Here is a 25949-nt window from a genome sequence, read left to right as displayed (position 1 = left end):
TGACATGGCGGTAACGCAAACGGCCCAGGCATGCGATCTGGTCATTTTCGGCGCGAAGGGTGACCTGGCGCGACGTAAATTGCTGCCTTCCCTGTATCAGCTTGAAAAAGCGGGTCAGATCCACCCTGACACCCGCATCATCGGCGTCGGTCGCGCCGACTGGGACAAAGACGCTTACACCAAGGTAGTGCGTGAAGCGATGGAAACCTTCATGAAGGAGAAAATCGATGAAGGTTTGTGGGAGACCCTGAGCGGGCGTCTGGATTTTTGTAACCTTGATGTCAACGATACCAAAGCGTTTACCCGCCTGGGCAAAATGCTCGATCAGAAAGAGCGGGTGACCATTAACTATTTCGCCATGCCGCCGAGCACCTTTGGCGCGATTTGCAAAGGTCTGGGTGAAGCGAAGCTGAACGCCAAGCCGGCCCGCGTGGTGATGGAGAAACCGCTGGGTACCTCCCTGGAAACCTCCCGCGAGATCAACGATCGGGTGGGTGAGTTCTTTGAAGAGTGCCAGGTCTACCGTATCGACCACTATCTGGGTAAAGAGACGGTGCTGAACCTGCTGGCGCTGCGCTTTGCCAACTCGCTGTTCGTCAATAACTGGGACAGCCGCACCATCGATCACGTCGAGATCACCGTGGCGGAAGAGGTGGGCATTGAGGGTCGCTGGGGCTACTTCGATCAGGCCGGGCAGATGCGCGACATGATCCAGAACCACCTGCTGCAAATTCTGTGCATGATTGCCATGTCCCCGCCGTCAGATTTGACTGCCGATAGCATCCGCGATGAAAAAGTGAAGGTGCTGAAATCGCTGCGCCGCATTGACCGCACCAACGTGCGTGAAAAAACGGTGCGCGGCCAGTACACCGCCGGTTTTGCCCAGGGCAAAAAAGTGCCGGGCTACCTCGAGGAAGAGGGGGCCAACAAGTCCAGCCATACAGAAACCTTCGTGGCGATCCGCGTGGATATCGACAACTGGCGCTGGGCGGGCGTACCGTTCTACCTGCGTACCGGTAAACGTCTGCCGACCAAGTGTTCCGAAGTCGTGGTTTACTTCAAGACGCCGGAACTGAACCTGTTCAAAGAGACCTGGCAAGAGCTGCCGCAGAATAAGCTGACCATTCGTCTGCAGCCGGATGAAGGGGTGGATATCCAGGTGCTGAACAAAGTTCCCGGACTTGACCACAAGCATAACCTGCAGATCACCAAGCTGGATCTGAGCTACTCGGAAACCTTTAATCAAACCCACCTGGCGGATGCCTACGAGCGCCTGCTGCTGGAAACGATGCGCGGTATCCAGGCGCTGTTCGTCCGTCGTGATGAAGTGGAAGAGGCGTGGAAGTGGGTCGATTCCATCACTGAAGCCTGGGCTGCCGATCGTGATTCGCCGAAACCGTATCAGGCGGGTACCTGGGGGCCGGTTGCCTCCGTGGCGATGATCACCCGCGACGGTCGTTCGTGGAACGAGTTTGAGTAATCGCCAGCTCCTCCGTCAGGGTTATTTTACCGGTAACATGATCTGACGCAGCAAGTCGCGTAATTTTTAATCTTTTAAGCCCCGGAGGATTCACCCCCGGGGCTTTTTTTATTACACTGCCTGCAGATATTTTGCCCCTGAGCCCCAGTACTGGTGCCCTAAGCCCCTAAAAGTACCGCTAAAGCGCTGCGGCCGGACAGATGAAATTTGAGGAGCCTTTATGAATTCTGAAATGTTACGGGTAACAAATCGCATCATCGAACGCTCGCGCGATACCCGCGAAGCCTACCTCGCCCGGATTAACCAGGCCAAAACCGACACCGTTCATCGCGCCCAGCTGGCATGCGGTAACCTGGCCCACGGCTTTGCCGCCTGCCAGGCGGATGACAAAGCCTCGCTGAAAAGCATGCTGCGCAATAACATCGCCATTATTACCTCCTACAACGATATGCTGTCCGCCCACCAGCCCTATGAGCGCTATCCGGACATTATCCGCAAAGCGCTGCACTCCGCGAACGCGGTAGGCCAGGTCGCCGGCGGCGTTCCGGCGATGTGCGATGGCGTGACGCAGGGGCAGGATGGGATGGAGCTGTCGCTGCTCAGCCGCGAAGTGATTGCCATGTCCGCCGCGATTGGCCTGTCGCACAACATGTTTGACGGCGCGCTCTACCTCGGCGTCTGCGATAAAATTGTCCCCGGCCTGGCGATGGCTGCGCTGTCGTTCGGCCACCTGCCGTCCATCTTTATCCCTTCCGGGCCGATGGCCAGCGGCCTGGCGAATAAAGAAAAAGTGCGCATTCGTCAGCTCTATGCGGAAGGCAAAGTGGATCGTATGGCGCTGCTGGAGTCCGAAGCCGCGTCTTACCATGCGCCTGGCACCTGTACCTTCTACGGTACCGCCAATACCAACCAGATGGTGGTTGAGTTTATGGGGATGCAGCTGCCCGGATCGTCATTCGTGCATCCGGATGCGCCGCTGCGCGAAGCGCTGACCGCCGCCGCCGCCCGCCAGGTGACCCGCCTGACCGGCAACGGTAACGAGTGGATGCCGCTGGGCAAAATGTTTGATGAAAAAGTGGTGGTCAATGGGATTGTCGCGCTGCTGGCAACCGGGGGGTCCACCAACCACACCATGCACCTGGTGGCTATGGCGCGGGCGGCAGGGATCATCATTAACTGGGATGATTTCTCCGATCTCTCTGACGTGGTGCCGCTGCTGGCGCGCCTCTACCCGAACGGCCCGGCGGATATTAACCACTTCCAGGCGGCTGGCGGCGTGCCGGTGCTGGTGCGCGAGCTGCTGAAAGGCGGCCTGCTGCATGAAGATGTTCACACCGTGGCCGGCTTCGGCCTCTCTCGCTACACCATGGAGCCCTGGCTTAATAACGGCGAACTTGACTGGCGCGAAGGGGCGACCGCGCCGCTGGACGAACAGGTTATCGCCACGTTTGACAAACCGTTCTCTCGCCACGGCGGCACCAAAGTGTTGAGTGGTAACCTCGGACGCGCGGTCATGAAAACCTCCGCCGTGCCGGTTGAAAACCAGATTATTGAAGCTCCTGCGGTGGTTTTCGAGAGCCAGCATGACGTACTGCCCGCCTTTGAAGCGGGGCTGCTCGACAAAGATTGCGTGGTTGTCGTCCGTCATCAGGGGCCAAAAGCGAACGGCATGCCAGAATTACATAAACTTATGCCGCCACTTGGTGTATTATTGGACCGCCGTTTCAAAATTGCGCTGGTAACCGATGGTCGTCTCTCCGGCGCATCAGGCAAAGTGCCATCGGCAATCCACGTGACGCCAGAAGCGTACGATGGGGGCCTGCTGGCGAAGGTACGCGATGGCGATATCATCCGCGTTAACGGCCAGACGGGCGAGCTAACGCTGCTGGTCGATGACGCAGAGCTGGCCGCGCGTCAGGCGCATATTCCTGACCTGAGCGGTTCGCGCGTGGGAACCGGCCGGGAAATGTTCGGTGCGCTGCGTGAGAAACTCTCTGGAGCAGAACAGGGCGCAACCTGCATCAATTTTTAAGACGATTCGATTTATAGATCTGGCGAGAGAAAATCTGATGAAAAACTGGAAAACAACTGCAGAAGCAATCCTCACCTCCGGCCCGGTAGTACCGGTAATCGTGGTGAAAAAGCTGGAACACGCTGTGCCAATGGCGAAAGCGCTGGTTGCAGGCGGCGTACGCGTACTGGAAGTGACCCTGCGTACCGAGTGCGCGATGGACGCTATCCGCGCGATCGCCAAAGAAGTCCCGGAAGCGATTGTCGGTGCCGGTACCGTCACTAACGTTGAGCAGCTGAAAGAAGTGACCGAAGCGGGCGCGCAGTTTGCTATCAGCCCTGGCCTGACCGAATCCCTGCTGAAAGCGGCGACCGGCGAAGGCACCATTCCGCTGATCCCGGGGATCAGCACCGTATCCGAGCTGATGCTGGGTATGCAGTATGGCCTGAAAGAGTTCAAATTCTTCCCGGCGGAAGCAAACGGCGGCGTGAAAGCGCTGCAGGCGATTGGCGGCCCGTTCGCGCACATTCGCTTCTGCCCGACTGGCGGCATCTCTCCGGCGAACTATCGCGACTATCTGGCGCTGAACAGCGTACTGTGCATCGGCGGCTCCTGGCTGGTGCCGGCGGATGCGCTGGAAGCCGGTGATTACGACCGTATCACCAAACTGGCTCGTGAGGCGGTAGAAGGCGCGAAGTAATCTTCGCGCACTCACCAGAGGCCCGGTCTGCGACCGGGCTTTTTTTTATCCTGCGACCACGACCGCTGACGCCGCCGCTTTGGCGCGCGCAACAGCTTCCTCAACGTTATCGGCTATCGCCAGCGTCACGCCCAGACGACGCGAACCGTCAATTTCCGGCTTGCCGAACAGACGCAGCTGCAGTCCCGCGCCGACCGCGGCCTGAATATTGCTGAAAGTGACGTTCTGGCTGGTTAGCTGCGGCAGGATCACCGCCGAGGCCGCCGGGCCGTACTGGCGAATCGCGCCAATCGGCAGGCCGAGGAAGGCGCGAACGTGCAGGGCGAACTCGGATAAGTCCTGTGAAATCAGCGTGACCATACCGGTGTCGTGCGGGCGCGGCGAGACTTCGCTAAAAATCACCTCATCACCGCAGACGAACAGTTCGACGCCGAACAGGCCGTAGCCGCCCAGCGCCAGCACCACTTGACGGGCGATTTCCTGCGCGCGTTCCAGCGCCAGCGCGCTCATCTGCTGCGGCTGCCAGGATTCACGATAGTCGCCATCTTCCTGGCGATGACCGACCGGCGCGCAGAAGTGTACGCCATCCGCGGCGCTGACGGTGAGAAGGGTAATCTCGAAATCAAAATTCACCACGCCTTCAACGATAACGCGTCCGGCTCCGGCGCGGCCGCCCTGCTGCGCATACTGCCAGGCGTCAGCCAGCTGTTCGCTGGAACGAATAAAGCTCTGGCCTTTACCCGATGAGCTCATTACCGGCTTGACGATGCACGGCAGGCCTATCCCGGCGACGGCTTCGCGGAAGGCGGGTTCGCTGTCGGCAAAACGGTAGGCGGAGGTCGGCAGCTTCAGCTCTTCAGCGGCCAGGCGGCGGATCCCTTCGCGATTCATGGTGAGCTTTGCCGCGCGCGCGGTGGGGACGACTTTCTGCCCGGCCTGCTCCAGCGCGACCAGTGTATCGGTGGCGATGGCCTCGATTTCCGGCACGATAAAGTCAGGTTTTTCCTGCTCAATCAGCGCCTGCAACGTTTCGCCGTGCAGCATATTGATGACGTGCGAACGGTGTGCGACCTGCATGGCCGGAGCGTCAGGGTAACGATCGACGGCGATGGTCTCAATTCCCAGGCGCTGGCATTCAATGGCCACTTCTTTACCCAGTTCACCGGAACCTAACAGCATTACCTTTGTTGCCGCAGGGCGCAGCGCCGTACCTAATACAGTCATAACTCTCTTCCGCAGTAAAAAAACATGCGCCGCATTATAAACGAAAACGTTTGCGCATGTCTTTATGCGCGTCATTTGAGTTCGGGGAAGAAATTTGATATACTGTATAAAAATACAGTACTGAGAGGCTGCATCATGGCGGTTGAAATTAAATATGTAGTGATTCGCGAAGGTGAGGAAAAAATGTCTTTTGCCAGCAAAAAAGAGGCCGATGCTTATGACAAAATGCTCGATCTGGCGGAAGTACTGAACGACTGGCTGGTTGAATGCCCGCTAACGCTCGATGAAGAGCAGCGCGATAGCATGGCGATGTGGCTGGCCGAACGTAAAGACACCCTCAACCATATTTTGCGCTCCGGTAAGCTGCCGGAAGCCGAGGGCGCCGCCGAGGCGCCAGCCGATCGCGCAGAAGCAGAAGAGGGCGACAAGACCGACGACGTCGTCGAATCTGAAGCCCCGGCGCCGGCGAAGCCGCGCAAAGCGAAAGCGGCCTGAGCTACGCTGCCGCCGCCAGCGCTTCTGGCGGCAGGCTCCCGCGCTTCCCGGCGCGACATTTGCTCATCTTTAGCTGCCGATAACGTTTCCTGACGTCGCGTCGTTTAGGCTGGTGGTATCGCTTATCGCTTATCGCTTATCGCGCAACGAGGAAATGTATGGCTAACTGGCTTAATCAACTGCAGTCTCTGCTGGGTCAGCAGGGGCGGTCTTCTTCATCTGACGATCAATCAAGCGGCAAAAATTTACTCCTGCCGGGCGCGCTTGGCGGGCTGGCCGGGCTGCTGGTCGCCAGCAAATCATCGCGCAAGCTGTTAGCCAAATACGGCTCCGGCGCGCTGCTGGTCGGCGGCGGCGCGGTTGCGGGCAGCGTTTTGTGGAATAAATATCAGCAGAAGATGCGCGCCAGCGCGCAGCAGGCATCGGCTGATGTCGCGCCCGCACAGGCGCCATCTCCCGCACCGGCCGAACTCGACGCCCGCAGCGAACGGCTGATTATGGCGCTGGTCTTCGCCGCTAAAAGCGATGGACATATTGACGAACGCGAGCGGGCAAATATCGAAGAGCAGCTGCGTGCGGCAAACGTCGACGTCCAGGGCCGGGTGTTAATTGACCGGGCGCTGGCGCAGCCCCTCGACCCGCAGAGCCTGGCGCAGGGCATCTGCAGCGAGCAAGAGGCGCTTGAAGTTTACTATATCAGCTGCGCGGTCATTGATATTGACCACTTTATGGAACGCAGCTATCTGAACGCCCTCGGCGAAGCGCTGAAGCTCCCGCAGGAAGTGCGTGAGGATATCGAACGGGATATTCAGGCGCAAAAACAGGCCGTAACGCTCTAAATCCGCACGTTTCGCTTGCATCGCTGGCGACTTTTGCCACCCTTATATATTGTGTAGTCACGTCACCCTTCAGGCTGCTTTGAAGCAGCCTGAAAATTTTAGTACTCAATACAAGCCGCAGAAGAATAAGCAGATGCCACCAAAAGCGAAACGGATCCCCCATGCCATGACATTACATGGCGACACGCGAATCGATAATTACTACTGGCTGCGCGATGACGATCGCTCGCAGGCGGAAGTGCTGGATTATCTGCGCCAGGAAAATGAGTACGGCAAAAAAGTGATGTCTTCGCAAAGTAGCCTGCAGGACAGGGTACTCAAGGAGATTATCGACCGTATTCCGCAGCGCGAAGTGTCAGCCCCCTACAGCAAAAATGGCTATCGTTACCGCCAGGTCTACGAGCCGGGCTGCGAGTACGCGATTTATCAACGCCAGCCGGTAGTCAAAGAGGAGTGGGATGAATGGGACGTCCTGCTTGACGGCAACCAGCGTGCGGCCGGCAGCGAATTCTATACCCTCGGCGGATTAGGCGTTTCGCCCGACAACAGCCTGATGGCGGTGGCGGAAGACTATCTCTCCCGACGCCAGTATAGCCTGCGCTTCTTTCCCTTAAACGACGACCGGCAATTTGCGGAAGTGCTGGAGAACGTCTCGCCTGATTTTGCCTGGAGTAACGATTCGCAGACCCTGTGGTACGTGCGTAAACATCCCACCACGCTGCTGCCGTATCAGGTCTGGCGCCACCGTCTGGGGACGCCGGCCAGTGCGGATGTTCTGGTGTATGAAGAGCAGGACGATACTTTTTACGTCAGCGTACACAAGACGACTTCCCAGCAGTTTGTGGTGATCTATCTGGCCAGCGCGACCACCAGCGAAGTGCTGCTGCTCAATGCGGAAATGACCGACGCCGAGCCGGTCTGTTTTCTACCGCGGCGTAAAGATCATGAATATAGCCTCGATCACTATCAGCACGCTTTCTATCTGCGCTCTAACCGTGAGGGTAAGAACTTCGGCCTTTATCGTACTACCCTGCGCGATGAGCAGCAGTGGGAGACCCTGATCGCGCCGCGTCACGAAGTCATGCTGGAAGGATTTACCCTGTTTACCGACTGGCTGGTTGTGGAAGAGCGCCAGCGCGGGCTGACCAGCCTGCGTCAGATCAATCGTAAGACAAGAGAGTCCCAGGGCATTGCCTTTGACGATCCGGCCTATGTGACCTGGCTTGCCTATAATCCGGAGCCGGAAACCGCCCGCCTGCGCTACGGCTACTCCTCCATGACGACGCCGGATACGCTGTTTGAGCTGGATATGAATACCGGCGAGCGGCGGGTGCTGAAACAGCAGGAAGTCAAAGGGTTCGATGCCAGCCACTACCGCAGCGAGCATCTGTGGATCAACGCCCGCGACGGCGTCGAAGTCCCGGTCTCGCTGGTCTACCGTCATGAACATTTCCGCAAGGGCGCCAGCCCTCTGCTGGTGTACGGCTACGGCTCCTACGGCGCAAGCATGGATGCGGATTTCAGCGCCAGCCGCCTGAGCCTGCTCGACCGCGGCTTTGTGTTCGCTATCGCCCATATTCGCGGCGGCGGCGAGCTGGGACAGCAGTGGTACGAAGACGGTAAGTTTTTGTGCAAGAAAAATACCTTCAACGATTATCTCGACGTCTGCGATGCGCTGCTGGCGCAGGGCTACGGCGATCCGCGTTTTTGCTACGGCATGGGCGGCAGCGCCGGCGGTATGCTGATGGGCGTCGCGGTGAACCAGCGGCCGGAGCTCTTCCACGGCGTGGTGGCCCAGGTTCCCTTTGTCGATGTCCTCACCACCATGCTCGATGAGTCGATTCCGCTGACCACCGGCGAGTTTGAAGAGTGGGGGAATCCGCAGGATGAAGCCTATTACCGCTATATGAAAAGCTACAGCCCGTACGACGGCGTGCAGGCTCAGGCGTATCCGCATTTGCTGGTCACCACGGGCCTGCATGATTCGCAGGTACAATACTGGGAGCCGGCAAAATGGGTGGCAAAACTGCGCGAGCTGAAAACCGACGATAACCTGCTGCTGCTGTGTACCGATATGGATTCCGGCCACGGCGGTAAATCCGGCCGCTTCAAAAGCTATGAAGGCGTGGCGCTGGAGTATGCGTTTCTGATTGGCCTGGCGCAGGGGACGCTGCCGGGCCAGGCGGAGGTATAGCGCCGATTACTCCCCGAGATAGTGCTTCAGCGTCAGGCGCAGCTCGGGGCTCATGCGATCCAGGTTATTAAACAGCCAGCGTAAATAGCCAGGATCGTTTTCCGCCACTTCCGAGACCGGCTTGCCGCGGTATTTGCCGAAGGTAAAGGTGGAGAGCAGCGCCGGGCGGCCGGTAATGGTCGCCATCTCCTCAGGCGTCCAGCCGGAGGTGTTGATGATATCGAGCAGCAGGGCCGCGGTGATATAGCAATCGTACAGCGCCCGGTGATGATGCAGTCCCGGTGGCGTCGCGACGCTGAGCTTGCGCGATTTATACAGCCCCATATTGCTGTACTTGATGCCTGGCCACAGGCGGCGCGCCAGCTTCATCGTGCAGATCCACTCGCCCTGCATTTCCGGCAACACCCGGCGGTCAAAGCTGGCGTTATGGGCGACATACCACGGACTGCCCATATACAGCGGCACAATCTCCTCGATCCACGGCTTATCGGCGACCATCTCTTCGGTGATATGGTGAATCGCCATCGCCTGCGGGCTGATAGGCCGGTCGGGGCGAACCAGGTGGCTCATGGGATTGGTGATGTGTCCGTCGACAATATCTACCGAGGCGATTTCAACAATGCCTCCCTGCAATCCGCAGGTTTCTGTATCGATTACGCGCAGCATGGCTCGCTCCAGGCCAAAGAAACCAGCGTAATAGAATGCGCAGGTCTTGCCAACGTGGATGTCCGCAGGGGACGGGAATTATTTCTGTTTCGGTTCATAGGGCAGGCGAGAGAGCGAAACGGAGGCCAGTCGATGGGCGATCAGACGTTCGCGAAACCAGCCGCGCAGATGCTCGGGCTGTTCTCTTTCGACTAAATCAGCCACCACCGGCATATTGTAGCGTTCTTTAAACGCGACGCCCGCCGCGGCGAGATCGACATTCACTTTGTCCATCTCCTCCTGGGATAGTTTAGCCAGGTTCTTTTCCATCGGTTTCTCCTCTGATAACGCCGCAAAAAGTACTAAGCACGCGGCAAAAAGGCAAGTCTCAGACGCTTAGCTCGACTGCGCCATTATACAGGGTTATTCTCTGTGCTACATACATAACAAAAAGGAATGACAACTATGCCAATCATCGCCGGGCGCGCGCTGCGTCTGTCTCTGTTTCTCGCCGGTTGCCTGACCGCAGCAGGCGCATCGGCCCACGCCCATCTACAACAACAGCTTCCGGCGGCCAATACCGTGGTGAACGCTTCACCGCAGGCGCTGACCCTGAACTTCTCCGAAGGCATCGAAACGCAGTTTAGCGGCGTAACCCTCACCGGGCCGCAGCAGAAGACCATCACCCTCGGTAAACCCGTCCGCAGCGACAGCAATAAGGCTCAGCTGACGGTACCGGTTGAGCAGGCGTTGACGCCGGGCGAATATACCGTTAACTGGCACGTGGTCTCCGTAGATGGCCACAAGACGAAAGGGCAATACACCTTTACCGTGAAGTAAGCCGATGCTGAGTGGAGTCTATGTCAGCTTACGCTTTATCCATTTCATTTCGCTGATCGTCGCTTTCGGCTGCGTCCTCTACGGCGCATGGTGGGCGCCGGTGGCCTTACGTCGTTTGATGATGCAGCGCTTCTATCCGCTGATGCGCTATTTATTATCAGCAAGCGCGCTGTCGGCGCTGCTGATGCTGATGGCGCAGGGCGGCTTGATGGGCAACGGCTGGCCGGACGTCTGGCAGCCGGCTATCTGGCAGGCGGTGGCCGGGACGCAGTTTGGCGGCGTGTGGGTATGGCAAATTTTACTCGCCTTTGTGGCGCTGGCGGTGGTCTGGCTGAAGCCCCGGCGACCGGGACGTTTGCTGCTGGTGCTGTTTTGCGCTCAGCTGCTGCTGCTGGCCGGCGTCGGGCATGCCGCAATGAACGATGGCTGGCTGGGGATAGTGCAGCGAACCAACCATGCGCTTCATCTGTTTTGCGTGGCCAGCTGGTTTGGCGGTCTGCTGCCGTTTATCTACTGTCTTCGCCTGGCGCACGGTCGCTGGCGGCAGGCGGCCATCTGCACCATGATGCGTTTTTCGCGCTACGGGCATCTGGCGGTTGCCGGCGCCATCGCCAGCGGCGTGGTAAATGCGCTGCTGATCCAGGGTGGACTTATCAGCACCTCGCCCTGGGGGCGTATGCTGTTGTTCAAATGTGCGCTGGTGGCGGCAATGGTGGCAATTGCGCTGGTGAACCGGTATGTTCTGGTGCCACGCATGTCGGCAGGCGGAACGCGAGCGGAGCAGCTCATCGTGCGCACCACGCAGATAGAAATTGCGCTGGGGGCGCTGGCGCTATTTGCCGTCAGCCTGTTTGCCACCTGGGAACCTTTCTGAATAAACTGGTTAAATCATGAAAAAAATCGTTCTGACAATGTTGTTACTGGCAAGTTCTGGCGCTGCGCTGGCGGCACCGCAGGTGATTACCGTAAGCCGCTTTGAGGTGGGTAAGGAGAGCTGGGCGTTTAACCGCGAAGAGGTGATGCTGACCTGCCGTCCGGGCAACGCGCTGTTCGCCATTAATCCCAGTACCCTGGTGCAGTACCCGCTAAACGACATCGCCGAACAGCAGATGAAAGACGGTAAAACCAACGCGCAGCCGATTTCTGTGATCCAGATTGACGATCCGCAGCAGCCGGGACAAAAAATGAGCCTGGCGCCCTTTATTGAGCGCGCGCAGAAGCTCTGCTGATCGCCGCCTGCATCCCGCTGTATTTACATGAAAAAAACCGCCATCCCCCGATACCGGGCGTGGCGGTTTTTTGTTGGCATCAGCAATTTTGATACGAATTATTCGTCCACTTTTGTCGCGGACTGGAAAACCTGACACGGTAAACTATTCTTATAAGGCAAGGCGACTTAGCCTGCATTAATGCCAACTTTTAGCGCACGGCTCTCTCCCAAGAGCCATTTCCCTGGACCGAATACAGGAATCGTGTTCGGTCTCTTTTTATCTGTTTTTCACAAACCGCAGATTCCATTGCAAAACCCCAGTCGCTTTTTTCGGGGCTTTTTTCTTATACCACAACAATAATTTCCTAAACATTTCTTTTACAAAAAATCGTCTGCTAACGTTTTAGTAGCTCACGGTCACCAGTACGGTATCGCTGTAGGTTCCCGCAGGCTGGTTGCTCTGGGTCGGGTTAATCTTGAGGGTGTAGTTCGCGGACTGCGCGGCGCCGGAGCCGGTTACGCTGAGATTGTTGCTTTCCGTCCAGGCGCTGCCGTTGGGCTGGTAAAACTGATACTGCAGCCAGGCGGTTGGTTGGTTCGCAATGGGCTGGCTCATCTGCCGCCAGTCGCCGACGCTGGCGTTAGTGCTGGCGAGGTTGACGGTGTAGGCCGCGTTTTTAGTGCAGCGGATGGCAAGCTGGCCGCTGTACTGGCTAAAACCGGACGGAAGGGCGGCAGAGGCAAATTCGACGTCCGGCGCGCTGTCGATATAGCAAACATTGGTCACCTTCACCGACACGTTGACCGTCGAGGTCAGGGTTCCGTTATTCGGAATACATATCTTAATGCCCAGCAGATCGAGCCCGACGTAGCAGAATCGGTACACCCAGGTGATGGTTAACACATCGGTATAGGTACCGGCGGGGACGTTGGCTCCCGGCGTGGTTCTGAAGTAGAGCGGCATGGTGCCATCGCTTGAGTTAAATAAACCCAGCAGTTCGAGCAGCGTTGTTCTGGACCAGCTAATCACGCCGCCGTCCTGATAGGCCGGCGAGCACGAGGCGTCAGAACAGACGCTATAAGGGATGGCATCGCCCGCGCCATTAAGCAGCCGCGGAACGCCGTTGCTCTTGTTGGCCGACGCCAGAGTGGCGCTTAACGTATTGGTTGAGTTCAGCGCCACCAGTTCCGGGGTGCAGTAAAACCCCGCGCCGGCCATCACGCCCTGAGGCGCGCTGTTGAGCGCAAAGGAATCGACCGGGCCGATCGCTGGCGCACTGGTTTTGATACTGCAGGCGGCCAGCGCGGTGCTGGCTTGCCCGAGCGCTAAGAGCATCGCGAATACGAGGATAATACTTTTCAACGTTATCTCCGTTGTTAAGAGGGGCAGCTGACTGGACCTATCCGCTGCGGAACCGGCGTTGAGGACGGAAGTTCGAACTGGACGCTGCATCGAAGCTCTCCGGCGTTTATTTTGACTTCGTTGTGGCGTCCAAGATGCGAGAACCAGACCACGCCGTCATAGCCCACCAGGCCGCGCTGCTTGCTGTTAACCTCCTCGACCGGCGTACCGACCGGCAGCGGTTGCCCCCTGGCATCGACGAAGACGAGGGTTGCCGAGCGCACGCGGTTCACCGGGAAATCGACCAGCGCTCCGCTGCCTTCGCGCACGGCGATGCGTTTCTCCACCGTCAGAGCTTCGGTGTCCGTTGGCAGCGGTAGCGTATCGAGAGTGACTTTCCCCGGATACCACGCCGTCGCCCACGGGATCAGCAGATGACCATTTTTATCGGTCACGCCGACTTTGCGATTTTCATAATTCACCGCAATATTCGGGTAGTTGCCGGTGGAGACGACGATAAAGGCGTCGTTAATTTGCCGGGCGAAAAACAGACTGTTATCCATCAGCACCACCGAGCCCGCGGCCTCAAACCAGCTGTGACGATCGTCGCGCGACCCGTAGTAGCCTCCGCTCAGCGTTGACACGCGGTTGATCCAGGTCAGATCCGCCTGACTGTAGTTATCGCCGCCGATCGAATGGGCGAGGTTCCAGCCCAGCCCGCCTTCTGCCGGAGCAGAGCGGCTGACGCTGATATTTTCTCCCCATTGTCCGGCGCTGGCGCGCTGGCCGCTTAGCTGGAGAGAGGTTTGCGAATCGAAAGGGATGATGACCTGCAGCATGCTGGCGTAGCTACCTTCCTGCAGATCGCGGTTGACGCTCAGGCTGAGGCTGCTGCTGAGCCACAGGCCGCGGCTCCAGGAGAGGTTCAGCAGCCGGGTGCGCGAATTATCCTCGGCTTTGATATCAAAGTAGCCAATGCTAAAAGAACCGAGGGTTCGTCCCCACGGACTCAGGCTCAGCGTGGCCTGGTCTGACTGACGGCTGAGCGTGGCGGTAGACCCATAGGTGCTAAGGTTGTCGTAGCCGGCGCTGCGGCGGATATGTTGATAGCTCACTCCCCAGCTACTGCCATAGTAAGAGTAACCCGAGGTGAACTGGTTTCCGTCTCCCTCGCCACGGCTGGCGCTGCCCGACAGGCTGAGGGTGCCCAGATTCCCCACGCCGATATCGCTGCCAATACCGGCATTGGTTAACCCTTCGCGGTCTTCGGTATGCGTCGAAAGCGTGAGCCAGTTGTTGAATCCGTAGCGATAAATAGCGCTTACCGCGCCGGCGCCATAATCGGCACTCTTGATACCGTAGTTGTTGCGCAGGGCGCCGAGGGTGAAATCAAAATCGCTCAGTCCTTCCCGCAGCAGGGTATTGGAGACATAAAAAGGGATGCTGGTGGAGACCTGGCGACCCAGAGCGTCGGTGGTCACCACGGTGGCTTCGCCGGCGCCGCTGATCCAGGGAACGTTGGTCAGCGTATAGGGGCCGCCATTGATTTGCGCAGAGCTGCTCTTATAGCCGTTAATAAACAGATCGACGCTTGAAGGAACCGCCGCGCTGCCGGATAAGTTAAGCAGCGGATATGTCACCAGATCCGGGCGAACGCTGAAGTTGCGGCTCAGGCGTAGCCCCCCCATGCGCACGGAACTACTCCACGTCAGGGCGTTACTGACCACGTCCCCGGCCTGGTAGCTAATCATTTGGTCGCTATCGCTGTACTTCCACAGGGTGTCATAGCGCATATAGCCCTGCTGCTCGTAGCCCGTCGAAGACCAGTTTTGCCGAATCACGGCGTTATTGGAAAGGACGCCCGGCGGGCCGAAAAGGCGCGTTTCGGTGAAGGTGCTGGTGGTTTGCGAACCGCCGGATGAAAAGAGGCTGTAAGCGTCGTAGTTAAATAAAATTCCCGGGCTGCTTATCGCGGTCTGGCCAGGTTGTTCCGTGGTCCCCCCGATGTGCTGCTCGGGGAGCCATTTGTCCGGAACCTGGAGCTTGAGGATCTGCCCCGGCTGGTCATATTCCACTTTCACCGAGGGGAGCGTCGTCACATCAACCAGCGCGTCGCCGGTCTGCAGGGGAATATGCGCTTGCTGCAACACGCTGGCCGCGATCCAGTAGTGGCCAGCGTTGACCTTTACCGGAACGGCGTCGGCAAGAATATTGCCGTTGACCGATACGCTGAGGTACAGCTCGTACTCCTGCTTTTCGCCGTAGGATGCCGCAGGCGCAGGCAGGGAATCATAGGTCGCGGCGCAGGCCGTTACCGACGCCATCGCCAGCAGCCCACCGGACGCCGTCCTTTTCAGATCTCTCATTTTTAACGATTCGCCGGAATTTCCACCGCCTGACCGTTATCCGTTAATTTCGCGAACAGATGCATTCCTGAAGGCACGGAAGCGTTTCCGGCGCTCGGGAAACAGCTCTTTTTCTGCGCCAGAACGTAGCCGAGAAGACCATTAGCCTGGGGAATGCGCCCCTTGCCGCTCGCGTTCGCCCAGTAAACCGCGCTGAGGCGCGCGTGCTGATTGCCTCTGTTTTCGATGCACAGCGTCTGGCGGTTATTTTGCTGCGAGAGCGACCAGCGCAGCGTGGCCCTTACCGGTTCGACTGAACCCGCGTTCTTTAGCGGCGTGACGCCCTGCCCATAGGTAAACAGCGGCAGGACATAGCGCATGCGCATTTTCAGCCCGGCGGCGTTCTGTTCCGTCTGCGCCGCGGGTTGCGCGGCAGGGATCTCATCGATAACAATGCGATAGGACTGCTCTTTGCCGTTTGCGATGGGGGCGACGCGCATGAGCCGCACCAGCTGGCGCTGCCCCGGCGCTACCGTGGTAAAAGGCGGGCTGGCGACAACATCCCGCTGATCGGCGTAGACGTCTGCTGATGCTTTTTGATCCCAGGCAAACACGCGCAGCTGCAAATTAACCGGCGCGCTGCCGCGATTCTCCAGCCACAGTTCAGACCCTGTTTCGTGGCTTTCGATCGTTTGAAATATCGGCCATACCAGAACGGAGCTGGCGGCCAGCACGGATGAGGGAAGCAATAAAGCGAATATAAACGGCGCAAATCTACAGCGAATCATAGTTAACCTGTGAATTATCTAATAGGTCAGCGTGACGGTGACCGTGTCGGTATAGGAGCCCACCGCCGGGAAGCCATTCGTGGCAAAAAGGCGGCCATAAACCGTATAGGTTTGCGTGGTGCTCGGAAAGGATGCGACGCTCAGGGCCAGCGTACTGCTGCCCCAAACGTTAGCGCGGTTGGCGTCCTGATAAAGCTGGTACGCCAGCGTGCTGCTGTTGCCGTTCGACATGTAGCGCTGAGTGGCTGAGCCGCCGTTGACGCCATAGTCGAGGGCGATTGAAATAGCGGTGCCGGGCGTGCAGGTCACGATGATGGAACCTGCGCCGGCGGTACTGGCGACATCCACGTTGCTGTAAAGCGATGACAGGGTGCCAAAATTCAGCGTGCCGAAGTCCGTCGTTTGGGAGCCGTCCCCGGCGCCCAGCGCGCAGCCTGCGGTTATCTGCGCGGAGACTTTGAACGTCTTTTGGGCAACGGCGGCATGGGCGCCCGAGGTAAAAAGCAGAAGTAATGTAAGCCACTCTGGTCGAAGCATGACGCCCATTTTCCTTATGCGGTTACCAGGCTAAGGTCGCGGTGACAATGTCGTCATACACATCGGCTGTCGGCGCGTTGACGCTCTGGTCTTCGGGGCGAATGCGGGCAAAAACAGGAATCGCCTGTGGATTCCCTGTGCCAACGATAGGTATCGTGCCGCCAGGCAGGATTTCGTTATTGCGGGCGGCATCCGAATAGAGCCGATAGGCAATCTGCTGGGTGCCACCGGCGTTTTTCATATAGCGCAGCGCAGCATCGCCAGACTGGCCGCCGTCAAGCGTCAGGGTCGAGGCAAGATCCTCGGTGCAGGTCACGGTTAGGGCGCTTCCGCCGCCGCTGCCGGTGATCTCCGCATCAATGGAGTTGGCTAAATCGCCATAGGAGCCGAAATTAATGTTGCCCCAGCGGTTGTTTTCGCCATTGCGGACATTCGATACGCTGCATCCGCTGCCGAGCGTCACCTGGACGCCAATCTGGCCGCTTAAGGTTCCCGCTGCAGAAGCCGGTTGAAGAATAACTATGGCGCTCAGTAAGCCGCCCAGGAGACTGCGCGAGATCGTTGTGACGTTCATAGAGAACCTCTTAGTGGAAAGCCGCTGAAGAAAAACAACAATGTAGCGATAGACGTTGGTCACCGATTAAGTGCCGCGGTTTTGTTGGTTAACGTATAACTACTCCTGCAAGATATGTGTAATTTTGTATTTATGGCTGGTTATGTGTTTTTTATTGGATTGTTGTTCTGTATTTATGCCTTTTATGTGGATGCAAACTCTTTTTGTTAATTAATTGTTGGTGTTATGTTTTTTAATTGTGTTTTGAAGGGGCGTGAAAATAGGGCGATTTTTTCTTAAATCACAATCTGGCGCAAAGTTTGCAACAAAAAATCTGGACAAAAAGGCGGGTATAGACACTGGAGGCGCCGTTGAGCAAGGGCGAGGAGAAAACACCTGCACAAAATCAGGCCCATAGTGCAGGTGAACTTTACGGGCCAACATCGGAAGTGACCCAGTATACACATTTGTATGACAAATGAAATAATAGATAAGAGACGGTTTTTCACTTTTTTGGCGGTTATTCTTCTGACCGCGCTATGGGTTATTGTCAGGGAGGCGAAGGGGGCGAACGAGGGCGTGAAAATAATGGGCAACGATTTATTCTGGCGCCACAAAAGAGGGGTACAGCCATGTTTCCAGAAAGCTCACCAGAAACCATATTTGTCCGCTAAAAATAAACCACAGAGCAGCGGTCAAAATAATCAACAGGATAGCCAGCAGGAGTAATTCTGTTTTGCTCATAACTTCACTAGCCGTCCGCAAGGAGTACAACGAAGTTATGATAGTAACTAAAGCGCCGTTGAAGATGCAAACGCCGTTGTGCTAAACGGCGTTGGCGAAGCGGCGGGAGAGCTAATCCATGAGTATCGCCATCTGAGCGGCCATATCATCCAGCAGCTGGAAGCGGCGACGATATTCGGCGCGTTTCTTACTGGCGATGCTCTCAAGCGTCTTTCTTTCCAGCTGCAGCGGCAGGCGCCAGCGCCAGGCGCCGTCGGCGACCCCATCGATAGAGTGCCAGAACTCGTTATAGCTGGCGTGAAAATGGCGCCCTTTACTCAGCCGATAGCGCAGCGCGCGGAAGACGTGGCCGCTGTCGCTGACCCCGTAAATGTGATGAATGTTGCAACGCGCCGCCATTAACCAGATAAATTCCATCAGCAGGCGTTTCGGGAACAGGCCGTAACAGGCGCGGGTCGCCCGTTTAATCACTTCGTGCGGAACGGTGCTGCGCGGCCCCTGCAGGCCGCCGATAGTCAACTGCCATTGCTCCTGCTGGCGGGTGACGCTAAAGGTCGCGCTGGCAAGCACAATCTCATCGCTATCGCGCAGCCACAGCGTCGTTTCGCCCTCGCGTTCGGCTTTGCCCGCCGAGGAGGCGGAGAGCGTAAACCGGCTGTCGTCTTTGCCTGTCAGCTCAAGCAGCGGCACATCTTTCGCGGCGGTCATGGCCCCGGCGAGGCGCGAGGCGCCCAGGGAATCAACGAACTGATAGTGGCTGATAATGGCCTGAGCGCGCTGGCTGGCGTTTAACCCGCGGGTTAAATACTGGCGATGGACTTTGCCCGGCAGCGTCACCTGAGCGGCGAGCAGCTGATTGAAATCCGCACGCGCCGACAGGCTCTCCAGCATGCTGCGCGTTGGCGCATAAAATAATGCCGTGCGCAGTAAAAACTTAAGCCGGTAATGACGTTGTTGCCAGATGGGGGCGGGTGTGATCCGGCCCATCACCAGATCGGCAATGAGATTTGGGCGTCGCTCAACTACGCTGGCTGAATGCAGGCTGTTATCCGTCACGATGAATACCTCGGTGTTATTTAGCCTCTATTCTATGGATATATCGTGGGGAGCTTAATGCCCGGCCGGACTATATTTGGCTTTCGTTTAAAATCGATTGAGGTGCCAATTTACGGGCGGTGAAGCCGCAGGGTTTTCCTATAATTATGCGAGGAGGACGAAATATGTATCAGCGTATTTACGGTTGCGACTGGCGTAATATCTGGCTGGTGGGCGACCTGCACGGCTGTTTCGCACGCCTGATGGCGGCCCTTCGTGAGCGCAAGTTTGACCCTTACCAGGATCTGCTTCTTTCGGTGGGCGATCTGATCGATCGTGGGCCACAAAGCGCGGAGTGTCTGGATTTACTGCGCTATCGCTGGGTTTACGCGGTGCGTGGAAACCATGAACAGATGGCGCTGGAGGCGCTTGCCGACGGCGATATGAGGCTCTGGGAGATGAACGGAGGCGACTGGTATACGCAGCGTGCGGCGAGCCAAAAGCAACGCCTTACGGCGCTTATTGCCCGCTGCCGCCGACTGCCGCTGATTATTGAACTCCACAGCGGTGAGCAGGTGCACGTGATTGCCCACGCTGATTACCCCGCCGCGGTTTATCGCTGGCAGCGCGTTGTTGATGAGCACCAGGTGCTGTGGCGTCGGCAGCGTCTTACCGACCACCTCGCCGGGCGTCACGGCGCGATTGCCGGCGCTGACCATTTCTGGTTCGGCCATACGCCGCTGAAACGACGCTACGACAGCGATAACCAGCACTATATCGATACGGGGGCCGTGTTTGGTGGAGAGCTAACCCTGGTGGCGCTACAGCTGGCAGGCTAAAAATCGCTGTATTCTCGGGCGGGAAGCCAGAAACTATCGATAAAATCTTCTACCGGAAAGCAGCCGCCGTGGCGTATCCGCTGATCGTCCATGGCCGTTGTGCACTGCCGCTCGTTATCGTAAACATCGACAACGATATCTTCACAGCCGCCGTCCAGGTAACAAATAAACAGCACTAAGGCAAACATCCGAGCCTCATATCCTGAAAAACATAGCGTTAAGTGTAGGAGATGACGGAGAAGCGGGGAAATAAATAACCCGTCTCAGGCGACGGGTTCAATTGAGTCAGGCGAGGCGCATGACCCAGGCATCGGACTGGCGATCGTAGTGCTTACGGTAGAGGACGGAATGTTCACCATCAAGTATGGCGGGTACGCTGGTATCCGCGTCCCATGCATCAAGCTGCATGCATAAATCCGGATCGGATTTGCAGGGGATGCTTAACGTTCGCTCTCCCTGCTGTTCGCCGTGCAGTTCGGCGTCGTCTATCTCAAACGCGCCGATACGTACGTTAGTTTTGGCCATAAATTCACCCCGTTTGTCTGCTGAGTTGTGGTACGACCAGTTAAGGCCGCCATTTTTCAGCGTAGACAAACGGGCGTAAAGCGCCAGTGAAAAAATGCTGTTTTTCGACGCGCCATCACGCTTTTTTGCTAAAAAGCTTACCGTCACGCACCAGTTCGCGGGGATAGCTATTTTTTAAACGCGACCCGACTTTTTTCGCCAGCCCGATCGGCGCGCCCTGATAGGTGACAATCGCATCATCCTTCTGCGGGAGCGTTTCAGGATAGATATCGCGACCGCGATACCACTCTTCCGCTTCGGCCTCCGTCAGCGCCAGGGGAGCGGCCGGCGCGGCAAGCGCAATCACCGCTTCGTGCTGCCAGCGGTAGCCTTTGTTATGGGTTTCGGCGAGCCGGATGCCGATGCGGGAAAAGCGCACTTTGCCGAATAACGCTTCGAGCGCCTGTGGGAATAACCAGATTTCTTTATCGCGCTGCCAGAGCGTATGGTCGGCGGTCCACTGCAAACCGACGGCGGCGGCGGCGGCAATTACGGCGGCGGATTCGCGGGTTTTAAGCGGCGTGAAGGGGAATTTCCCCACTTTATAACCCGGCGCCGGGAGCGGATCGATGGCCGCGGTTTTACGTAAACGGGCGACGAAGAACCCTTCGCAGTCAAAAATTTGCGGGAAGACGTGCAGGAAGCCCTCCTCGGTGAGGGCTTCGCTGGCCTGCGGGAACAGTGAGCCGAGCGGCAAGACTTCTACCGCCTGCGGATAGCGCGCCAGCAGCCCGTTGACCACCTCTTCGTTTTCTTGCCGGTTCAGGGTACAGGTGGAGTAAACCAGCGTCCCGCCGGGGCGAAGGGCGTGAAACGCGCTGTCAATCAGCTCGTGCTGGGTCACCGCAATTTCCGCGTTGCTTTCCGGCGACCAGTTTTTCAGCGCATCGGGATCTTTACGTACTACCCCTTCGCCGGAGCAGGGGGCGTCGAGCAGGATCGCGTCAAAGCATTCCGGCAGCGCGGCGCCGAATACCCGACCATCGAAATGGGTCAGCGCCACGTTGCTGATTCCACAGCGGCTGATGTTGGCGTGCAGGACTTTAACCCGGCTGGCGGAATATTCATTGGCCAGAATGCCGCCTTCATTACCCATGCGGGCGGCGATTTGCGTGGTTTTAGAACCCGGCGCGGCGGCGACGTCCATCACCCGCTTCGGCATCTGGCCGTCGGCAAACAGCGCGGCGACCGGCAGCATGGAGCTGGCTTCCTGAATGTAAAACAGCCCGCTAAGGTGCTCGGCCGTGCTGCCCAGCGGCAGGTCGTCTTCATCTTCACGCTCGATCCAGAAACCCTCTTCGCACCACGGAACCGGCGTGAGCTGCCAGCGGTAGGGGGCGACCAGCTGCAAAAAATCAGCCACCGTGATTTTCAGCGTATTGACGCGAATGCTTCGCCGCAGCGGGCGCTGGCAGGCGGCGATAAAGTCGTCAAAAGAGAGATGCGTCGGCATTGCCGCACGCATTTGAGCGAGGAATTCTTCAGGAAGATAGACAGCGTTTTGAGCCACGGGGAGCGCACCACAACGAAAAAAGGGGGCGTAGTTTACCATAAAGGCTCCGGCGGCGGACACCGGAGCCTGTTATGCTTAGCGCGGCAGGGCGGTGCCCCATTCGCGCCACTCTTTCGGTTCGCTCTCCAGCAGCAGGAAGTGTTTGCCATCCTGCGCTTTCGGCGCCAGCGGCGTACCCGGAGGCGTCGCAAACGCGATGCCGCCGCGAATGAACTGATTAAAGGTACCGGTTTTCACCACCCCGCCAATCAGGCCAAAGTCGAGGCTATAGCCGGAAGCCAGCCAGAATACCGAGTTGTTGCGCACCAGATACTGATAACGCTTGCTGATACGCAGCTGTACCATCACGCGATCCGACATCGAACCGAGCATCAGACCGGTCACCGTGCCGACTTCGAGCCCGCGGAACAGCACCGGCGTGCCGATACCCAGCGAACCCGCTTCCGGTACTTCGACGATAATGCTCAGGCCGTCGATATAACGTGAATCGCTGATCGTGGTTTCCTGTATTTCGAAATCACGGCGCGGCGCACCGCGTCCCGGCTCGACGTTGATATAGGCCTGGAAAAGGGTATCCAGATGTTCGACGCCCGCCGCGGATATCTGCGGCGTAATCACCGAGAAACGCGTCCCGGCGCGGGCAAAAGTATTGACGTATTCCGGGTAGAGAACCGCTTTCGCCTGCACTTCGTTTTTCGCGGTAATTAAATTCAGCGACTGGATCTGGCCAATATCAATCCCCAGGTAGCGAATTGGCATCCCTTCGGCGATTTTACCGGCGTCGAAGGCGTGCAGGGTTATCTGCCCACCCACCGCGCGGGCGGCGGTTTCTGACGCATACAGCACGCGTTTGTTATCGATCCGCGCGCTGGCGCTGGCGCCGCTGAGATTATCAAAGCTAATCGCGCCCTTCAGCGCGCGGGAGAGGGGGGATGCCTGTACCGTCAGGCCGCTGCCGTTAAGCTGCACTTTCGCGCCGCCTTCGGCCCAGAACACGCTGTTGCTGGTCAGCAGATGGCGATATTCCGGCTTGATATGGATATTGATCTCAAAGGCGTTCTTGCGCGGCTGCACGGTGATGATTTCCCCGACCGCAAATTTACGGTACAGCACCACGGAGCCTGCCTGCACGTCCGGCAGCGTCTCGGCTGAGAGCGTAAGCGTGGTGGTCGGCAGATCGCTCATACTGTTTTCCAGCGCCTTTTCCTGGTTCGCGTACAACGGATAGCGGCTTTGCATCGCCCCTTTGTCGCCCGGGATAACGCGGATCCCGCCGCTGACCCATTCGCTGGCGCTGGCCCCGAGGAACTCCACGCCATCGATGCCGACTTTAACGTCGATGCGGCTGTTGACCACGAATTTGCTATCGCCGCGTACCAGAGAACGGTACTCCGGCATCACCGCCACCTGGAACGTGACGCCATCGGCGTTCAGCTTGCGTTCCAGAACCTGGCCAATCTGCACGCCGTGCAGAATCAGCGGCTGCCCGGCGTCGATGCCGTAGCTTTCCGGCGCGGTGAGCGTGACGGTCGCGACATCCGGCTCTTCCAGAATGGATTTATCGGCAGGCAGCACCGCAAACTGGTTGCGGGGTTCACCCTCGCCGGGGACCAGCTCGAAGGTGGTGCCGGTCAGCAGGGCGCTGACGTTGGGGTTATCCAGCGAGATTTTTGGCTTCTTCATCTGAATAAGCGTCTTCTCGCGCAGCAGGCTGACGACGCTCGGGTCGACGGTCATTTCGCCGGTCACTTTCCCGTCGCCATTGAGATTCAGCTTACTGAGCTGGCCGACCTCCAGGCCCTGGTACATCAGCGGCGTAGAGCCCGCTTTTAAGCCTGCGCCATCCGGGAGATCCAGTTTAACCACCACGCCGCGCTGGCTGTGCGCCAGGTCTTCGTATAAGTGATAGTCCGTGTTTTGCTGAGCCTGTGGAGAATCATCCGGGGAATCAAAGGCGATAGCGCCGTTCACCAGCGCCGAGAGGCTGTCCAGCTGGACTTTCGCTCCGCTCAGGCTGACGTCCGCCTTCACGCCGGATACGTTCCAGAAACGGCTCTCTTTTTTCACCAGGTTAGTGAAACGCCGCTCGATCAGCACATCAATGGTGACGCCCTGATTGTTCGGATTAATGGCGTAGTCATATACCCGGCCGACCGGAATCTTACGGAAGTAGACCAGCGAGCCGCTGGTTAACGAACCCAAATCCGCTGACTTGAGATGAATCATCAGCTCGCCGTTATTGATGTGGTACTTCGGCTGGGTATCGAGGGCGACAAAGTGATCCTCGGGCTCGCCCTGGCCGGGCATCATGCCGATATAGTTACCGCCCACCAGCGCATCCAGGCCGGACACGCCAGCAAGCGAGGCTTTCGGCGTCACCAGCCAGAACTGCGTCTCCTTGCGCAGCGCATCTTTCATATCGCCCTTGACGCTGGCGGAAACCTCAATTTTGCTCAGATCTTTACTCAGCGAGATGTTCTCCACCGTACCGACTTCTACCCCCTGATAGCGGATAGGCGTGCGGCCAGGAACGATACCGTTAGCGGACTGGAAGTCGATAACGATCGTCGTACCGCGATCCTGGTAGCTGGTCCATATCAGCCAGCCGGCAATCAGCAGCGCGATGACCGGCAGCAGCCAAAATGGCGAGATACGGCGTTTAGTTTTAATTTTGGCTTCAGTCGGCGAAGCGGGCGTTTCCTGACTCATGTGCGTCCCAAAGTAAGCGGCTGTCCAGCCATTCAACAGCAAGGATAGTTAATATTACCGCGGCGCCAAAATAGACCGCGGCGGGCCCCATCGTAAACGCGAGGAGCTGATCGCGGTTGATCAGCGACATGGTTAATGCGATGACAAAAAGATCCAACATAGACCAGCGGCCGATCCAGGTAATCAGCCGCAGTAGCAGGATGCGGGTACGTAATCCCTGTTCACACTTGAATTGTATGCTGACCAGCAGCGTAAACAATACAATTACTTTGGTGAATGGGACCAGAATACTGGCGATGAACACGACGCCGGCGATAGCGACGTTGCTGCTGGCCAGCGACATAATGCCGGAAAGGATGGTGTCATCCTGACGCGCGCCGTTGACGTAGATAATCGAGATCGGCAGCAGGTTGGCAGGCAGCAGGAAAACCATTGACGCAATCAGCGCAGCCCAGCTCTTTTGCAGGCTCTGGCGGCGTCTGTGGCGCAGGGGAGTGTGGCAGCGACGGCAGCGGCCGCGCGAATCGCGATGGCCGGTATAATGGCAGCCGAGGCAAACCTGCAGGTTTTCATCCGGCCGCAGCGCCGGGCGCTGGGGGTAAAAACGCTCCCAGAGCTCCTCAACGTTCATATGGATAAGCGTCAGGATACTGAGCAGGGTGAGGGAGATATAGGCGATAAGCCCGATGCCCGGCTGCAGGAAGGCGTAATCCTGCACCTTAATGGAGGCGACGCCGATGCCGACCAGGTAAATATCCAGCATCACCCACTCTTTGAGCCGCTCCAGCATCAGCAGTATCGGGCGCAGATTCATGCCCAGCACGTTGCCCAGCCACAGATAGGCGATTGAGACCACCAGCAGCACCGGCGCCACGACCGCGCAAAATAGCACCATCGCCGCCGTGAGCGGATCGCCCTGGCCGGTCATTTGCCAGATGCCCTGAAGGACGTTAGCGTCGATACGCACGCCCAGCAGATGCAAACGCAGCAGCGGTTCGCTCCAGGCAAAAGGCATCAGCAGCAGCATCGCGATTGCCATGCTGCCCAGCCGGGTAAGCGACCAGTCGCGGCCATCGCGCACTTTGGCGTTGCAGCGGGGACACCAGGCGCTTTGATTCTTTTTTAGGACCGGTAAACGAAACAGCAGGTCGCACTGCGGACAGCGCTGATAGTGAGCGTGCTCAACGGGGGCGCTGACCGAGTAGACGACCATTTTTTTTGCTGGCGTAATCCTGGGTGTTTTTAGTGGCATTTATAGCTTACAGAAATGAGTGTATCTCTCTATCTTAACTCAGGAATGAATTCATCTTGAGCATGAATGCATTTAAAGCTTATTTTATTA

At 57.8% G+C, this 25949-nt stretch carries 25 protein-coding genes; 10 read left to right on the top strand and 15 right to left on the bottom strand.

The features are described 5' to 3' along the window. The first annotated feature begins 4 nt into the window (after window positions 1-4). The 3 genes from zwf to ABLU87_RS00450 all read left to right on the top strand — a co-directional run bounded on the left by zwf (window position 5) and on the right by ABLU87_RS00450 (window position 4191). Window positions 5-1480, top strand: coding sequence for a glucose-6-phosphate dehydrogenase (gene zwf / locus ABLU87_RS00460; protein ID WP_004122041.1), 1476 nt, complete (start codon window positions 5-7; stop codon window positions 1478-1480). 220 nt (window positions 1481-1700) lie between these two features. Further along, window positions 1701-3512: a phosphogluconate dehydratase gene (gene edd / locus ABLU87_RS00455; protein WP_025106126.1), complete on the top strand. Its 1812-nt coding sequence runs from the start codon at window positions 1701-1703 to the stop codon at window positions 3510-3512. 37 nt (window positions 3513-3549) lie between these two features. Then, the gene (locus tag ABLU87_RS00450) at window positions 3550-4191 is read left to right on the top strand and encodes a bifunctional 4-hydroxy-2-oxoglutarate aldolase/2-dehydro-3-deoxy-phosphogluconate aldolase (RefSeq protein ID WP_004103368.1); all 642 of its coding nucleotides are present in this window, start codon (window positions 3550-3552) and stop codon (window positions 4189-4191) included. 45 nt (window positions 4192-4236) lie between these two features. Here the strand turns inward: ABLU87_RS00450 and purT are convergent, their stop codons facing one another. Then, complete coding sequence (gene purT, locus ABLU87_RS00445) at window positions 4237-5415, bottom strand: formate-dependent phosphoribosylglycinamide formyltransferase (RefSeq protein ID WP_004852102.1); 1179 nt, start codon at window positions 5413-5415, stop codon at window positions 4237-4239. Window positions 5416-5550: 135 nt separating this feature from the next. On the opposite strand from purT, the gene ABLU87_RS00440 reads away from it, so the two are divergent. From ABLU87_RS00440 to ptrB, 3 genes are all read left to right on the top strand, one after another. Further along, window positions 5551-5910, top strand: coding sequence for a YebG family protein (locus tag ABLU87_RS00440; protein ID WP_025106127.1), 360 nt, complete (start codon window positions 5551-5553; stop codon window positions 5908-5910). A 158-nt stretch (window positions 5911-6068) separates the two neighbouring features. Then, window positions 6069-6749: a DUF533 domain-containing protein gene (locus tag ABLU87_RS00435; protein WP_122117429.1), complete on the top strand. Its 681-nt coding sequence runs from the start codon at window positions 6069-6071 to the stop codon at window positions 6747-6749. A gap of 133 nt (window positions 6750-6882) precedes the next feature. Continuing rightward, complete coding sequence (ptrB, locus tag ABLU87_RS00430) at window positions 6883-8943, top strand: oligopeptidase B (RefSeq protein WP_033836507.1); 2061 nt, start codon at window positions 6883-6885, stop codon at window positions 8941-8943. 6 nt (window positions 8944-8949) lie between these two features. Here ptrB and exoX read toward each other — a convergent pair whose 3' ends face one another. Together exoX and ABLU87_RS00420 are read right to left on the bottom strand one after the other, a co-directional pair. Further along, window positions 8950-9609 carry an exodeoxyribonuclease X gene (gene exoX / locus ABLU87_RS00425; protein WP_014229839.1) on the bottom strand — a complete coding sequence of 220 codons (660 nt, stop codon included), beginning with the start codon at window positions 9607-9609 and terminating at the stop codon, window positions 8950-8952. Window positions 9610-9687: 78 nt separating this feature from the next. Beyond that, the gene (locus ABLU87_RS00420) at window positions 9688-9918 is read right to left on the bottom strand and encodes a DNA polymerase III subunit theta (RefSeq protein ID WP_004103351.1); all 231 of its coding nucleotides are present in this window, start codon (window positions 9916-9918) and stop codon (window positions 9688-9690) included. A 135-nt stretch (window positions 9919-10053) separates the two neighbouring features. Here ABLU87_RS00420 and yobA point away from each other — a divergent pair, with 135 nt between their 5' ends. Genes yobA through ABLU87_RS00405 form a run of 3 tightly spaced genes read left to right on the top strand, consistent with a single transcriptional unit; the run spans window position 10054 to window position 11657 of the window. Then, complete coding sequence (yobA, locus tag ABLU87_RS00415) at window positions 10054-10428, top strand: CopC domain-containing protein YobA (protein ID WP_014229838.1); 375 nt, start codon at window positions 10054-10056, stop codon at window positions 10426-10428. 4 nt (window positions 10429-10432) lie between these two features. After that, window positions 10433-11302, top strand: a complete 870-nt coding sequence (gene copD, locus ABLU87_RS00410) for a copper homeostasis membrane protein CopD (RefSeq protein ID WP_025106130.1) — start codon at window positions 10433-10435, stop codon at window positions 11300-11302. A gap of 16 nt (window positions 11303-11318) precedes the next feature. Beyond that, window positions 11319-11657 (top strand): YebY family protein, encoded by a 339-nt coding sequence (locus ABLU87_RS00405; protein WP_004103344.1) that lies wholly within the window; start codon window positions 11319-11321, stop codon window positions 11655-11657. Window positions 11658-12041: 384 nt separating this feature from the next. Here ABLU87_RS00405 and ABLU87_RS00400 read toward each other — a convergent pair whose 3' ends face one another. The 7 genes from ABLU87_RS00400 to ABLU87_RS00370 all read right to left on the bottom strand — a co-directional run bounded on the left by ABLU87_RS00400 (window position 12042) and on the right by ABLU87_RS00370 (window position 19003). Continuing rightward, window positions 12042-13001 carry a spore coat protein U domain-containing protein gene (locus ABLU87_RS00400; protein ID WP_046878049.1) on the bottom strand — a complete coding sequence of 320 codons (960 nt, stop codon included), beginning with the start codon at window positions 12999-13001 and terminating at the stop codon, window positions 12042-12044. A gap of 14 nt (window positions 13002-13015) precedes the next feature. After that, window positions 13016-15346 carry a fimbria/pilus outer membrane usher protein gene (locus ABLU87_RS00395; RefSeq protein WP_122117430.1) on the bottom strand — a complete coding sequence of 777 codons (2331 nt, stop codon included), beginning with the start codon at window positions 15344-15346 and terminating at the stop codon, window positions 13016-13018. Between the two features lie 2 nt (window positions 15347-15348). Further along, complete coding sequence (locus ABLU87_RS00390) at window positions 15349-16113, bottom strand: fimbria/pilus periplasmic chaperone (RefSeq protein ID WP_049102470.1); 765 nt, start codon at window positions 16111-16113, stop codon at window positions 15349-15351. Window positions 16114-16131: 18 nt separating this feature from the next. Further along, window positions 16132-16650 carry a spore coat U domain-containing protein gene (locus ABLU87_RS00385; RefSeq protein WP_004852079.1) on the bottom strand — a complete coding sequence of 173 codons (519 nt, stop codon included), beginning with the start codon at window positions 16648-16650 and terminating at the stop codon, window positions 16132-16134. Between the two features lie 22 nt (window positions 16651-16672). Further along, a complete protein-coding gene (locus ABLU87_RS00380; protein WP_046878047.1) occupies window positions 16673-17224 on the bottom strand; it encodes a spore coat U domain-containing protein in 552 nt (183 codons plus the stop codon). Between the two features lie 579 nt (window positions 17225-17803). Beyond that, window positions 17804-17947, bottom strand: a complete 144-nt coding sequence (locus ABLU87_RS00375; protein ID WP_009651986.1) for an Ecr family regulatory small membrane protein — start codon at window positions 17945-17947, stop codon at window positions 17804-17806. 111 nt (window positions 17948-18058) lie between these two features. Then, window positions 18059-19003 carry a VirK/YbjX family protein gene (locus ABLU87_RS00370; RefSeq protein WP_004852075.1) on the bottom strand — a complete coding sequence of 315 codons (945 nt, stop codon included), beginning with the start codon at window positions 19001-19003 and terminating at the stop codon, window positions 18059-18061. Between the two features lie 164 nt (window positions 19004-19167). On the opposite strand from ABLU87_RS00370, the gene pphA reads away from it, so the two are divergent. Continuing rightward, window positions 19168-19821, top strand: a complete 654-nt coding sequence (pphA, locus tag ABLU87_RS00365; protein ID WP_025106137.1) for a protein-serine/threonine phosphatase — start codon at window positions 19168-19170, stop codon at window positions 19819-19821. Here pphA and ABLU87_RS00360 read toward each other — a convergent pair. The 5 genes from ABLU87_RS00360 to yebS all read right to left on the bottom strand — a co-directional run bounded on the left by ABLU87_RS00360 (window position 19818) and on the right by yebS (window position 25859). Next, the gene (locus tag ABLU87_RS00360; RefSeq protein ID WP_004122014.1) at window positions 19818-20009 is read right to left on the bottom strand and encodes a YebW family protein; all 192 of its coding nucleotides are present in this window, start codon (window positions 20007-20009) and stop codon (window positions 19818-19820) included. The genes pphA and ABLU87_RS00360 overlap by 4 nt on opposite strands. 97 nt (window positions 20010-20106) lie before the next feature. After that, window positions 20107-20346 carry a YebV family protein gene (locus ABLU87_RS00355; protein ID WP_004852069.1) on the bottom strand — a complete coding sequence of 80 codons (240 nt, stop codon included), beginning with the start codon at window positions 20344-20346 and terminating at the stop codon, window positions 20107-20109. A gap of 115 nt (window positions 20347-20461) precedes the next feature. Next, complete coding sequence (gene rsmF / locus ABLU87_RS00350; RefSeq protein ID WP_071957332.1) at window positions 20462-21895, bottom strand: 16S rRNA (cytosine(1407)-C(5))-methyltransferase RsmF; 1434 nt, start codon at window positions 21893-21895, stop codon at window positions 20462-20464. Window positions 21896-21973: 78 nt separating this feature from the next. Then, a complete protein-coding gene (locus ABLU87_RS00345) occupies window positions 21974-24607 on the bottom strand; it encodes a PqiB family protein (protein ID WP_122116773.1) in 2634 nt (877 codons plus the stop codon). Continuing rightward, window positions 24576-25859, bottom strand: a complete 1284-nt coding sequence (gene yebS, locus ABLU87_RS00340) for a membrane integrity lipid transport subunit YebS (protein ID WP_025106140.1) — start codon at window positions 25857-25859, stop codon at window positions 24576-24578. Before yebS ends, ABLU87_RS00345 begins: the two co-directional genes overlap by 32 nt. Between the last annotated feature and the right edge of the window lie 90 nt (window positions 25860-25949).

It is taken from the genome of Klebsiella sp. CB_Kp196 (genome assembly GCF_040061575.1).
Lineage (GTDB): Bacteria > Pseudomonadota > Gammaproteobacteria > Enterobacterales > Enterobacteriaceae > Klebsiella > Klebsiella michiganensis.
This window is presented reverse-complemented; position numbering and strand designations above follow the sequence as displayed.